Origin of the sequence: Enterococcus sp. (assembly GCF_032555305.1) — a bacterium.
In the GTDB taxonomy this organism is placed as follows: Bacteria; Bacillota; Bacilli; order Lactobacillales; family Enterococcaceae; genus Enterococcus_A.
The window spans coordinates 20,526-33,973 of the sequence record NZ_JAWGOQ010000041.1; the positions used below are offsets into that span (position 1 = coordinate 20,526).

Consider the following 13,448-nt stretch of genomic DNA (forward strand, 5'->3'; position numbering starts at 1 on the left):
CGGATTAAGCATCGAACGATTTTTTTCTGGAGAAAAAATTAATACATTAATACAAGGAGTGTCATTATGATTAAAGAATTTAAGGAATTTCTAATGCGGGGCAATGTCCTCGATCTTGCTGTTGGTGTAGTAATCGGTTCTGCGTTTACTGCAATTGTAACGAATGTAGTAAATGGACTGATCACTCCTCTTGTAGGTCTGATCGTTTCATTATTCACTAATGGGAAAGATTTGAACGAAGCGATGTCGATCTTAGACTGGAGTCCTGTAAAAGGTGTAACCTTTGCTTTTGGCGATGTCGTCAGTGCATTGATCACCTTTGTTATTACAGGTTTCGTCCTGTTCTTGATTGTTAAAGCAGCCAACAAAGCAAAAAAAGCAAAACCAGAAGAGGAAGCTGCTGTACCAGAGATGGCTGTACCAACAGCTGAAGATTATTTAGCAGACATTCGCGATCTTTTGATTGAGCAAAATAAGATCAAACATGAAGACAACTAGTTTATATCCGTTTTTTTAAGCAAAAGTGCGATAAACTACAAAAAGCCTAACAGGTAAAATAAAAACCATGGAGCAAATGCTCCATGGTTTTTAAATTGCTTCTGATAAAAATTCGATCTCTACTGTGCGAGTCAATACATCGGAATAGCTGTATGAAACACGTTCGAAAGAATTTTCTTCTGGGTCCAAATCAACGACGAATACGGAAGGATAAGTCTCGGTAAGAATACCTTTACGTTGCGTTTGGCGCTTGCGTCCCGTCTGAGCTACAAGCATGATTGGAGCACCAATCCGGTCTTCCAAGTTTTTCTTGATAGACGCTAAAGTTGTTGGCATACAGTTCACCTCAAGATATATTATAGCACAAAACTAAAACTTTTCAATGTTATCATAAGATAAAAAAATTTGCAAACTCTTACTCGCTAAAATGACCGGAAGTGCAGAAAATTATGTGTTCAATTAGATATTTTTCTCTTTATTTTATTTTTTGCGCGATTTAATGCGTTATTGATCGCCTTTTCTGTTTCATCCAAGTGTTCCGCGATCATAAAGGGATCTTCCCCCTGTAAATAGTAATACAATGAGCGGTTTTCTAACGAAGAAAATGGAATCTCACCTGCCAACAGCAGCTCGCTAATATATAAGTTTTCATCCATATACTCATGGTATTTGCACTGTTCGCTGAAGGCTTCGATACCGACCTTTTCAATTGAAACAGCTTGTTGTTGAGCCCAACGTTTTTTTGCTTTCTGGCGACGTAAAATAGAACGAATGCGATTCTCAAAAATCATCTTGTAATATAAACCAAACGTCGTCCCATGTCCCTTACGGTAACTTTTTAGTGCACTGTCCAGGGCAATCCGCCCCTCTTGCAGCCAATCATCAAAATCAAAATCACGAATCGAGTAACGAGAATACATGTTGTAAACTATGGGTAAATATTGACTAAACATTTCTTCAAAATCAGAACCATCAATTTCTTTCATACGCGTTGCATCTTCCAAATTAAACACCCCTCTCAACACCTAAAAGCATACACGCTTTGTTAGGAAGAGAGGGGTGTCGACAGTCGATTTATTTTTTTTTGCTTAATTCGTCCAGTTTTTGAGACAATTTTTGCAATTGTTCATTATTCCAGGGAGAATTGCGTCGAAAATTTTGAAAATGCGTATCTTTTGTATCCCCTGTAATTAATGCTTCGGTTTGCTGGACGGTTTTATACAACTCGCGCGCGGATGTTCGCAGTGCTCCTTGAGAAAAAATCGTCCATTGTTCAGCCAGATCACTAGTGGCTACAGTTACTTGGGTCAGACGGTCATTCAGTTCGCCAGCGATCCGCTCGATATAGCTATCGGCCGTTTCATCTTCTTTAGTAAAGACGACTGTCAGCTGGTATTTCTGAAAGCTTTGGGTGATTCCTGGAACAAATTGTGCATCAAATACAACGATCGTTTCTAATCCTTGGTACTTAGCGAAGTTCGACAAGCGAAATAGCAGAGCTTCCCGTGCTTCTTCTAGACGATCCTGATTTTTCAGTAACGTTAATTCAGGCCACGCGCCGATCATATTATATCCATCAACGATCAATAGCTGTTTTTTCATTACGAATCACTTCGCTTTCGGAAGACTTCGTACATTAATAAGCCAGCTGCGACTCCTGCATTTAGACTTTGGACATGTCCTGTCATAGGGATCGTCAACATCTCATCGACTTCCTTTTTCAAGCCGGCACTCATCCCTTTACCCTCATTGCCAATAATCAACGCAATTGGACCTGAGACCTTCCACTGACGATAATCAGTTCCTGCCATATCCGTTCCAAAGATCCAATAGCCAGCCTCTTTTAGCTGCTTGATGCTTTGAGCCAAGTTCGTCACTCGAGCGATCGGTACATATTCCACAGCACCTGTTGAAGCCTTCGTTACGACGGGTGTGATCCCGACCGACCGATGTTTTGGAATGATTACTCCTGATACACCACTGGCGTCTGCTGTCCGTAAGATCGAACCAAAATTATGAGGATCTTCCAAGCTGTCTAAAATCAGTAAAAATGGTGCTTCTTCTGATGACGTTTTTGCCATTAAGTCATCTAAAGTCAAGTACTCATAAGGTGTGATCCCTAGAACGATCCCTTGATGAACACCACCGTCGCTCAATGTATCCAGTTTTTGTTTGGGAACCCATTTGACAGGAACTGCTTGTTCCTTAGCCAAGCTTTTCAGCTGATCGATCTTGTCACCATGAGCGTCCTCTTGCATGAATAACTTATTTCCTCGACCAGCCTGAAGCGCTTCGACGCTGGCATGATGCCCGAAGACAAAATTGTTTTCTTCTGATTCAATTGCTTCTATTTCTTTTTCTTTACGGCGATCTTTAGATCGATCGTTGTTCCGCTGATTCCGTCGATCATTGCCTCGACGCTGTTTCTTATCCTTCATTCATTTCACCCGCTTTCTCTAAACACCACATGATCAATTCTTCCAATCGCTCTTGTCGTTCTAATAAATGCAGATACCCCATCAATGCTTCGAATCCAGTAGACATACGATAGGTCATGATGTCGGTATTTTTGGCTGAGGTATAGCTTTTGGCATTACGTCCTCGCCGATAGATACCTTCTTCTTCTTCTGACAGCATACCATCATCGATCATTTTTTGGATCAGCGTTGCTTGAGCCTTGGCAGAAACATAATGGGTCGCCATGTGATGTAGTTTATTTGGGCGCGTTTGCCCTTGACGAACAAGATAATCCCGCACGTACGTTTCATAGATTGCGTCGCCTACATAAGCGAGAGCCAACGCGTTTAATTGTTTATAATCTGCCATTATGCTCGTCTCCAACGGACGCCTTGCGGGGTGTCTTCTAAAATGATTCCTTGTTCTTTTAATTGGTCACGGATCTCATCGCTGCGGGCAAAGTTTTTATCTTTCCGTGCTTGATTACGTTCTTCGATTAATTGGTCGATTTCTTCATCTAATAAGCCAGCTGTTTGGAATTCAATCCCAAAAACGTTCAGCATCTTCGTAAATTCTTCTAACGCAGAAGCGATAACTACTGTCGATACTTTTTCTTGTTCGCTATAACTATTCAGCCATTTCGCCAATTCATAAACAACCGTGATCCCGTTTGCCGCATTAAAGTCGTCGTCCATCTCTTCGATAAAACGATCCTTCAGTGCCTGTATTTCAACGATTTTTTCTTGATCATCGGCTAGTTCAGCCTCAGCCGTTATTTGGCGGAAGGTCGTATTTTCAAAGGCTGTCCGTAGTTTTTGCAGATTGGCTTGAGCATCTTTCATAGTCGCTTCGCTGTAACGGATTGGGCGACGGTATTGAGTAGTTGCCATAAAGAAGCGCAAAATTTGCGGATCAATCTCTTTAACCATATCGTGCACCGTTACAAAGTTTCCTAGCGACTTACTCATTTTCGCGTCATCTTCACCGATCGTAACATAGCCGTTATGCATCCAATAGTTCGCAAAACGCTGACCGGTTTTCGCTTCACTTTGGGCAATCTCGTTTTCATGATGAGGAAATTCCAAGTCTTGTCCACCACCATGAATATCAATGGTGTCGCCTAAATGTTTCGTTGCCATGACTGAGCACTCGATATGCCAGCCTGGACGTCCTTTGCCCCAAGGAGACTCCCAAAATATTTCATCGGGCTTCGCGCTTTTCCATAATGCAAAATCCAAGGGGTCTTCTTTAATCGACTGCTCTGCACCTGTTCTTTGACTAGCACCTACTTCTAGTTCATCGATCGACTGATCACTTAGCTCCCCATAATGTTCAAACTTCCGAGTGCGATAATAGACATCGCCTTCTGCTTCATAGGCATAGCCTTTGTCGATCAAGGTTTCGATAAAGCTTAAAATATCAGGAATATGATTGATTACTCGCGGATGCAGCGTCGCCGGCTTCACATTCAATGCCGCAGTATCTTCTTCAAAGGCTGCGATAAAACGATCCGCTACTTCTGGCGCGGTAATTGACAACTCCTTTGCCGCTTTGATGATTTTGTCATCAACGTCAGTAAAGTTCGAGACATAATTCACTTCGTAGCCGCGGTATTCAAAATAACGGCGGATCACATCAAATGCAATCGTACTGCGGGCGTTGCCGATATGGATATAATTGTAAACCGTTGGTCCGCAGACATACATTCGGACTTTGTTCTCTTCAATTGGTTTGAATATCTCTTTTTCTCGTGTCAATGTGTTGTGTATTTTAATCATGTTGAACCTTCTTTCCATGTAATCTTGCTACTTTTGCTGGTACACCAACAGCGGTCGCGTCGGCCGGGATATCCTTTAATACTACCGCACCTGCGCCGATTTTACTTCCTGCACCGATTTCAATTGGTCCTAAAATCTGCGCATTTGCCGAAATAAACGCACCTTGACGTACCGTTGGATGCCGTTTTCCAGTGTCCTTTCCCGTTCCGCCTAATGTCACCCCATGAAACAAAACGACATCTCGCTCCACTTCTGCCGTTTCACCGATCACGACACCCATTCCGTGATCGATAAAAACACCAGGAGCGATTTTGGCTCCGGGATGAATCTCGATACCCGTTAAAAAACGCCAAAATTGCGAATGAATCCGTGCCAACAAAAACCAGTCGTGCCGATAAAGAAAATGTGAGATTCTATGGAAAAATAATGCATGCACACCTGGATATGTAAGTACAACTTCTACGCCTGTCCTAACTGCCGGATCATTTCTCTTCGCTGCTGCGATTGCTTCTTGCCACCATCCCATTTACTTCAACCCCTTTTTTATTTTTAGATTTTTTCCCCCATAAAACATTCAACAAATTTCCAATTTCCTGCTATTAAGCTATCTCCAATTAAGGAACTCATTTTTCCAAAAACCAGAAAAATGATCTTATAGTCGTTTCGCATACGATTCCGCTAAACTATGCATCTATAGTTTAGTTAAAAATCCTTATTTGACCCTTGTACAACACAAAACTGCGAAAAGCGTAACTGACAGCTAACTCATATTGATGATGCCATTTTTCAAAAAACAAAAAATGACTTTATTTTCGCTGCGCATATCATTTTTCTAATCACGCTAAAGCGTGAAGAAAAACTGACAAAAAAGCGTCTTTTGAGTTTCCTCAAAAGACGCTTGAACGTGGTCCCACTTTTGTTTGCAGAATATCTGCCTCAAAACAGGTAACGTCTGTGAACCGTTCTTGGCTACGTATCGCCAAGACCACTCGGAGATGCATTTCGTAGATATTGATTTGACTGCTTCCACCACCCGCAGTCTCTCTGAAAAATCGCCAGCTACTACTTCTTCTCTTCTATGTGTTTACATTACTTGAGCTAAATGTGCTAAGGCTTTTTCCTTGCCTAAGATTTCAACTGTTTCTGGTAATTCTGGTCCATGAACCACGCCGCTTACCGCTACACGGATCGGCATCCAAAGGTTCTTTCCTTTAATACCTGTTTCCTTTTGAACCGCCTTGATCGCCGCTAAAACACCAGCCGCATCAACTGTTTCCATTGCTTCTAGCTGTGCTTTGAAGGCATTCAATACTGTTGAAACACCTTCACCCGCTAAAACTTCCTTCGCTGCGTCGTCTAACTCAAGCTGATCTTGGAAGAATAAGCTGGATACTTCAGTAATTTCCGCTGCATAGCTCATTTGCGGTTGGTACAGGCTGACCACCCGTTTTACCCAAGCTTTACGTTCAGGTGTTGGATTTTCTTCGACTTTACCAGCCTTGATTAAATAAGGCAAGCACAAGTCTGTTAATTTATCCAAATCCATCGCTTTGATATAGTGATTATTGACCCATTCTAGTTTTTTCGGATCAAACGCTGCTGGTGATTTGCTCAAACGGTTTGTATCGAATATCTTGATCAATTCATCTTGCGGGAAGATCTCGTCTTCGCCGACTGGAGACCAGCCAAGCAAGGCGATAAAGTTAAACATCGCTTCAGGTAAATACCCTAGTTCGCGATATTGTTCGATGAATTGCAGAATACTTTCATCACGTTTACTTAATTTTTTCCCAGTCTCGGTGTTAATGATTAATGTCATATGACCAAACGTTGGTCGCGGCCAACCAAAAGCATCATAAATCATCAACTGTTTTGGCGTATTCGCGATATGATCATCGCCCCGCAATACGTGCGTAATCTTCATCAGATGGTCATCCACCGCTACGGCAAAGTTATAAGTCGGCATACCATCACGTTTTTGAATGATAAAATCACCGCCGACATTGTCCGATTCAAAGCTGATTTCACCTTTGACCATGTCATCAAAAGCAAAGCTAGTATTACGAGGAACGCGGAAGCGAATAACCGGCTCTAACCCTTGTGCTTCTTTTTCCGCCTGCTCTTCTGGAGTCAAATTCGCGCACTTGCCGCCGTAATGAGGCATCTCACCGCGAGCACGTTGTGCTTCACGTTCAGCTTCTAATTCTTCAGAAGTACAGTAGCATTTATACGCTAAGTTGCTCATCAACAATTGATCGATCAACGGTTGATAAACATCGCGTCGTTCTGATTGACGGTAAGGACCGTATTTCCCAGGATTTTCTGGTGATTCATCCCAGTCGATGCCTAGCCAAGCTAAATTTTCTAACTGGCTTTTTTCGCCGCCTTCGATGTTTCTTTTTAAATCAGTGTCCTCGATCCGGATGATGAAGTCTCCATCATGGTGGCGAGCAAATAGATAATTGAACAAAGCAGTTCGGGCGTTTCCGATGTGTAAGTGTCCAGTTGGACTTGGTGCATAGCGCACACGAATTTTCGACATATATTAGTTCCTCTTTCCCGCTTATTTAGCAAATTAAAAACCATTTGCTACTCAACCTAAATTGTACAATCAATCCACTGTTTAGTAAAGCTACAGTGTTATTTTCCCGCTTTGCCGTTGCTGTAGTCTAATTTTTTCTCGGGTGAATCATCCTTGATGTTGCGGCTTGAATGAGCAGGTTTAGCAAATATCATGCGACCCGCCGCTGTTTGCAAGGCACTCGTTACAACTACTTCGATGTGTTCGTTCATATAATGCTGACCGTCCTCAACGACCACCATGGTGCCATCATCCAGATAAGCAACCCCCTGCTGACGTTCTGTTCCGGCTTTCACGACTAAAACATTCATGTTTTCACCTGGAATCACGACTGGTTTCACCGCATTGGCTAAGGCATTGATGTTCAAGACTGCGACGTTTTGGAACTCTGAAACCTTATTCAAGTTGTAGTCATTTGTCACGATTACGCCGTCTAATAATTTAGCCAGCTTGATTAATTTACTGTCGACTTCGCTGATATCTTCAAAATCGCCATCATACATTTCCACGGCGATGCCTTCTTCTTTTTGTAAAGAATTCAAGATATCTAACCCGCGGCGGCCCCGTACGCGTTTCAAGCTGTCGCCAGAGTCAGCGATGTATTGCAGCTCATACAAGACAAAATTTGGAATCATTAAGACGCCTTCTAAAAATCCGGTCTTAGCAATATCGTAGATACGTCCGTCAATGATGACGCTGGTATCCAAGATTTTGTATTTATGGAAGTGATCGTCCGCTTTACGCTCTAATACTTCGCCTTCATTCGTTTCGGCCTTCTTGTTACGTCCGCCGAAGAATTTCTTCAACTCGTCGATCCGCGTCGTTCCCATCCGAAAACCTAAATAACCTAACAGCAGCATAATTAAAATCGGTAATGCGCTGTTGATGAATGGAATCGGGATCTGATACAGAGGTGTCGTTCCGATCAACCCTAGGGTCAACCCTAAGATTGCACCCACCACTCCAAATAAGATATAAGTCAAGCTTAATTCATTTAATTGTTTCTCTATTTTTTTCACACCAACTGTGATTGGTTCTACGATAACCAAAGAAATAATATAAAAAATAATTGCACCAATCAGGCCATTCGTAAGTGAATTATTCAACCACAAGTTGTTCGCACTGCCAATTGCCGTCCACGCTGCTGGTAAGAAAGTGATTCCTAAACTGATCCCAACAATCAGAACGATGACTGTTAACACACGTTTTTGCATGCCATCCCTCCTAAGTTCTTTCATTTATTTTTTTAAGGTAAAAACCTTTGAATAAAGGCTGTGCCAGAAATGCTTCTGGCACTGCCGCTTATTAACGAAATACTTTTCTTAGTGTTTCTCCTAAGGTCGCCACCGGAATCAATTCGATTCCTTTCGGCGGGTTCCACTCGCCCATGTTGTTCTTAGGCAGATAGATTTTTTTAAAGCCTAGCTTGCTGGCTTCTTTGATGCGCTGTTCGATGCTGTTGACCCGGCGAATCTCACCGGTCAAACCGATTTCACCAATAAAGCATTCGGTCGCTTCCGTGCCGTTTTCTTTATAGCTGGAAGCAATCGCCACAGCCACAGCCAAGTCAATGGCGGGTTCATTTAATTTCACGCCGCCTGCGGCTTTCAAGTAGGCATCTTGATTCTGCAGCAGCAAACCAGCTCGTTTTTCCAGAACAGCCATGATCAATGAGACACGATTGAAATCTAATCCCGTTGTCGTTCGCTTTGCGTTGCCGAAAACGGTCGGTGTTACTAGCGCCTGAACTTCCACCAAAATTGGTCGGCTGCCTTCCATTGCTACCACGATCGCCGATCCAGTCGCACCCTCCAGCCGTTCCTCCAAGAAAACCTGAGAAGGATTGGCAACTTCGACTAAGCCTTGTTCTCGCATTTCGAAGATCCCGATCTCATTAGTGGAGCCGAAACGGTTTTTTACCGCTCGTAAAATACGGAAGCTGTGATGCTGCTCGCCTTCAAAGTACAAAACCGTATCTACCATATGCTCCAGCATCCGAGGTCCCGCGATATTTCCTTCTTTAGTCACGTGACCAACAATGAAAATCGCGATGCCATTGGTTTTCGCCAGCTTCAATAGTTCCGCTGTTGTTTCACGAACCTGGCTGACAGAACCTGCTACGCTGGTGATATCCGGTTGTGTCATGGTTTGGATCGAGTCGATGATCACATAATCTGGCTTAAGATTTTCAATCGTCCGGCTGATTTCTCCCATGTCTGTCTCCGCATATAGATAGAAATCCGTTTTGCTGGAGCCTAAACGCTCCGCCCGCAATTTGATTTGCTGGGCACTTTCTTCACCGGAAACATACAGAACATTCCCGCCAGTAGCCGCCAATTGGTGCGATACTTGCAACAGCAAGGTAGATTTCCCAATTCCGGGATCTCCGCCAATCAATACCAGAGAACCTGGCACCACACCCCCGCCCAGCACACGGTTCAGCTCGGCTAACTCCGTTTGGATCCGTGTTTCCTTTTTAAAGACGACATCCTTCAGCTTAGTGGGGACCGCCCGTTCACCGGTAAGACTGACCCGATTCCGGCGATCTTCGGGATGATTTTGCTCAACCTCTTCCACCATTGTATTCCAATTACCGCAGTTAGGACATCTTCCTAAATATTTCGGCGAAACATAGCCGCATTCTTGGCAGATAAATTGTGTCTTGGATTTTTTCGCCAAAGCCTTCGCCTCACTCGTTGATTAAAATTTTATTTTTTGTCTGAAGAACCGAATCCACCAGTACGTTCAGCGCCTTCTTCATCATTGTCAGCTTTAAGAAACGGCAAGAAAATCCCTTGTCCGATCCGTTCGCCTTTTTTGATATGCACATCGGTTAAACCAAAGTTTGAAAATTGAAACATAATATGCCCTTCATTGTCTGGGTTATTATAGTAGTCGCTGTCGATCACGCCAACACCGTTGCTTAACGTCAAAAAACGTTTTAACGGATTGCTTGAACGATTCGCTAATTGTAAATATTCATCGTGCCTCATGTAAGACTTAATTCCAGTAGGAACCAAGACTGGCTTCACGATCTTTTCAGATACCTCTGAATTTTTAGTAAAATGCTGAATGACTTGCTTCCACACCGCTGGGATCACGATATCTTCGGCCGCTTCAAAATCATACCCCGCCGCGTTTTTCGTTGCCCGTTTCGGTAAATTGATGTTCTTATCCTGATAAGCTTCAGTCACTTCAAAACCACGTTTTCTCATTATAAACCCCTTTTTTTCTAAAAATCAGATACTTTCCACTCCGTCACTCTTCTCATACAACTTGCAAAAGAGCTGACAGCCTTTGTGAAATATATTGCTATTCTACCATAGAGCGGGCATCTGTTCGAAAATCTTTTGCGAAAACTCTATGGAAATTTAATGAATTTTTTTCGCTCTAAATCAATTCTCGCTGATTCGCTCGTCCAGTGCTGGTAGACGATTGATATACATATCGATTCGCTTCGCATAGGAAGGATTTTCTTCATATGTTTTGATCTGTTCCTGCAGTGTTTTAAGATCATCCGTTACGATCCCGTTAACATTCAACGAGACCATCCGATCCATCGAGTCAGCATCGTTAACAGTCCAGGCGTAAACGTCCTTGTCTTCAAGATGAGCCCGCCGAACAAAATCACTGGTCAAGGTCGTTTCCTCCATCGTATAAGCGTTCGCCGGTGTTTGCGGGAATACTAAATTATAAGGCAAGACATAACTGACATACAACTTTGGTGCCTTTTCTTTTAGCTCAGTCACTACGTCATAGTCCAAGGAATGGATTCGATGGTGATGAGTCAAAATCGTTTGCTGATACTTTTCGATAAATCGATTGATCATTTCCTTAGAATCGGCTGAAGTCGTTTTAATTTCAATCAGTAATTTTTGCTGATGCTCATTGGCAAAAGCTAAGTAATCATCAAAACTGGCAATCGGTGCCACATGGCCATTCTCGACTGCCTGCAACTCTTGGGCTTCAGCCAAAGTCAGCTCATGGGTGGTTTTATCTCGACCTGTTAGTTTTCTGAAATTTTTATCGTGAAAAACCACAAATTGACCGTCTTTGGTTTCTTGGATATCCATCTCGATATAATCAGGTTTTTCTTTGATCGTCGCAGCCATCGCCGAAATCGTATTTTGCACCCCGTTACCATTGTCCACTCCGCGATGAGAAATAGTTAACGGAATTGAATCTTCCAGACCTGCTAAATAAAGCACATTGCTGATCAGAGTCGTTCCCCCAAGAAAGACAAACAACACTGCGGCTGCAATCCGCGTCCAAAAGCTTGGTCGAACCAGACGCAAAGGACGTTCGCCGCTAATCATCAACGGATAAAATTTTTGAACCAAGATACTGAAGTACAAAACCGTCGCCCATGCCAGCATCAATTGACTGAACAATTGGATACTCGATAGGTTGACCATGGCGCCGATCGCAGGAAATGGTTTCGGCAATAAATCAAAGACTAGTTGCGCCCCATAGCTCACACCATAACCAACATAGGAAACTAGAGTCAAAATAACCGTTAAAACAAAGATCCGCCACGCATAATGCCAATAACGATGATGGGTCAGCTCAAGGCTTTTGGCTATCGCCTGTTTCGGCGATTCGTCTGCGAAAATCATCAACGGCAACACAAATAGCAGACGGATTCCGATATACGACACTGCAATCGAGGCAACGACTAATAATAGAAGAAACAATCCATTTTCACTTAAATATTCCAGAATGAAAACCGGAATCGTCACTTTATTCAATAATGGTGTTCGGAAAATGGCATTGGCAAAGGGCAAAATCAGCACAAAGTAAAATAGGAAGAAAAAGAATGTTTCTGGACGCAAATGCCGCATGTGGTAAAGAGATTGCTTAAACAGCTCCCACAGAGTACGTTCTTCCTTGGTTTGAATACTTTTAATGGCAAATAATTGAAAGGTAAATTGCAGAAATACTAGGGCTAAGACTAGCGCCAAGAGTAATAACAAAGCGATCAAGACAGCGGGATGTTTCGTTAAGATCGTCAAGATGTTGGTGTTAGAAACGTAAGGGATTTCCCCTCTTTTTAGAATAAAGGCCACTAAAAACTGAACGCAGGGGATCACCAGCATTTCTAGCACGATATTCGTTCCAACGATCAAGAGAATGTAGCTGCCCCAGTGACGGAGAAACTCTCTTGAATAAGAGAAAAAGAATCGTAGTGATGACATTTTTTGATACCCCCTTTAAGTAGATTAATGGCAGCCAGCTCAATTTAATGAAGCCGATCTTTGCCATGCATATCATTCAACTGAAAACCTAGCATGAAAAAATAGGCAAACCTATAAAACTTGCCAATGACCTTTGAAAAACTGCTCAAAGTTCATTGGCAAAGAAACCGGCACAATGATTTATGTGTCCGATTGGGTTTGGCGTTTCCGATCATAGTCTGGGTCGAACTCATCGGTTTCGATATAAATATAGGCTTTTTTATCTGGCAACGCTTTGCGGATTACCCGCTCGATCTGGTTCACCACGTCATAACTGACGCCTTCATAAGAATCCGCGATATCGATTTTCGCAGCGATCATTACTTCAGTCGGACCTAAATGGACTGTCTTGATGTCGATCACTTTTTTGACTTCTTCCCGTTTGAAGGCATCTTGGATTTTTATCAGGTCATTCTTAGACACACTTTCCCCGATGATCAGGCTGTAAAATTCCCGCGCTAAAAAGATCGACGCAAACATCAGCATCATCCCGATCAATAATCCACTCAAAGCATCAAACATCGGGTTTCCAGTCACCATCGTCAGCAATGTTCCGACGATCGCCAAGACTAAACCAATCACTGCACAGAAATCTTCTGTAAAAATGATCAGAATTTCACTGTGGCGGCTTTCGTGTAAAAATTTAAATAATGGCAGCTTCTCTGTATTCAGTTCATGAATTTCCTTGATCGCTACCCGCAGCGAACTGCCTTCGACTAAAATACCGAAAACCAAAATCCCCAATACGATCAAAGGATTCGCCACTTCATGGCTGGGATGGAAAAGCTTTTCCACCGCCTCCCAAATTCCTAACGCACCACCACCAAAAAACAGCATCGTGGCAACGATCGTACTGAAAAAATATTTTGCCCGACCTTCACCGAATTGATGCAATTCGCT

Annotated in this window: 14 protein-coding genes and 1 other annotated feature; of the genes, 1 reads left to right on the top strand and 13 read right to left on the bottom strand. The window is 42.8% G+C overall.

Features of this window, described 5'->3' with window-relative positions:
* Window positions 1–66: 66 nt before the first annotated feature.
* On the top strand, window positions 67–498 hold the full coding sequence (mscL, locus tag E6139_RS20970) for a large conductance mechanosensitive channel protein MscL (protein ID WP_316405490.1): 432 nt from the start codon (window positions 67–69) through the stop codon (window positions 496–498).
* A 90-nt stretch (window positions 499–588) separates the two neighbouring features.
* Here mscL and E6139_RS20975 read toward each other — a convergent pair whose 3' ends face one another.
* The 13 genes from E6139_RS20975 to E6139_RS21035 all read right to left on the bottom strand — a co-directional run.
* Window positions 589–834: a Veg family protein gene (locus E6139_RS20975; protein WP_316405491.1), complete on the bottom strand. Its 246-nt coding sequence runs from the start codon at window positions 832–834 to the stop codon at window positions 589–591.
* A gap of 119 nt (window positions 835–953) precedes the next feature.
* The gene (locus E6139_RS20980; protein WP_316405492.1) at window positions 954–1,502 is read right to left on the bottom strand and encodes a sigma-70 family RNA polymerase sigma factor; all 549 of its coding nucleotides are present in this window, start codon (window positions 1,500–1,502) and stop codon (window positions 954–956) included.
* Between the two features lie 70 nt (window positions 1,503–1,572).
* Window positions 1,573–2,100, bottom strand: coding sequence for an NYN domain-containing protein (locus E6139_RS20985; RefSeq protein ID WP_316405493.1), 528 nt, complete (start codon window positions 2,098–2,100; stop codon window positions 1,573–1,575).
* Window positions 2,100–2,936, bottom strand: coding sequence for a 23S rRNA (guanosine(2251)-2'-O)-methyltransferase RlmB (rlmB, locus tag E6139_RS20990; protein WP_316405494.1), 837 nt, complete (start codon window positions 2,934–2,936; stop codon window positions 2,100–2,102). Before rlmB ends, E6139_RS20985 begins: the two co-directional genes overlap by 1 nt.
* Window positions 2,926–3,324 (bottom strand): Mini-ribonuclease 3, encoded by a 399-nt coding sequence (locus E6139_RS20995; protein WP_316405495.1) that lies wholly within the window; start codon window positions 3,322–3,324, stop codon window positions 2,926–2,928. The genes rlmB and E6139_RS20995 overlap by 11 nt, the downstream gene beginning before the upstream one ends.
* Window positions 3,324–4,733, bottom strand: a complete 1,410-nt coding sequence (gene cysS, locus E6139_RS21000; protein ID WP_316405496.1) for a cysteine--tRNA ligase — start codon at window positions 4,731–4,733, stop codon at window positions 3,324–3,326. Before cysS ends, E6139_RS20995 begins: the two co-directional genes overlap by 1 nt.
* Complete coding sequence (gene epsC / locus E6139_RS21005; protein WP_316405497.1) at window positions 4,726–5,259, bottom strand: serine O-acetyltransferase EpsC; 534 nt, start codon at window positions 5,257–5,259, stop codon at window positions 4,726–4,728. The genes cysS and epsC overlap by 8 nt, the downstream gene beginning before the upstream one ends.
* Window positions 5,260–5,620: 361 nt before the next feature.
* Window positions 5,621–5,821: a binding site (T-box leader), on the bottom strand.
* A complete protein-coding gene (gene gltX, locus E6139_RS21010; protein WP_316405498.1) occupies window positions 5,818–7,275 on the bottom strand; it encodes a glutamate--tRNA ligase in 1,458 nt (485 codons plus the stop codon). Its footprint overlaps the feature before it by 4 nt.
* A gap of 98 nt (window positions 7,276–7,373) precedes the next feature.
* On the bottom strand, window positions 7,374–8,528 hold the full coding sequence (locus tag E6139_RS21015; RefSeq protein WP_316405499.1) for a PIN/TRAM domain-containing protein: 1,155 nt from the start codon (window positions 8,526–8,528) through the stop codon (window positions 7,374–7,376).
* Window positions 8,529–8,619: 91 nt separating this feature from the next.
* The gene (gene radA / locus E6139_RS21020; RefSeq protein WP_316405500.1) at window positions 8,620–9,993 is read right to left on the bottom strand and encodes a DNA repair protein RadA; all 1,374 of its coding nucleotides are present in this window, start codon (window positions 9,991–9,993) and stop codon (window positions 8,620–8,622) included.
* Between the two features lie 29 nt (window positions 9,994–10,022).
* Window positions 10,023–10,529, bottom strand: coding sequence for a dUTP diphosphatase (locus tag E6139_RS21025; protein WP_316405501.1), 507 nt, complete (start codon window positions 10,527–10,529; stop codon window positions 10,023–10,025).
* 180 nt (window positions 10,530–10,709) lie between these two features.
* Window positions 10,710–12,509, bottom strand: coding sequence for a glycerophosphodiester phosphodiesterase (locus tag E6139_RS21030; protein ID WP_316405502.1), 1,800 nt, complete (start codon window positions 12,507–12,509; stop codon window positions 10,710–10,712).
* A 180-nt stretch (window positions 12,510–12,689) separates the two neighbouring features.
* Window positions 12,690–13,448: cation diffusion facilitator family transporter (locus tag E6139_RS21035; RefSeq protein ID WP_316405503.1), on the bottom strand; the 759-nt coding region annotated here is incomplete at its 5' end.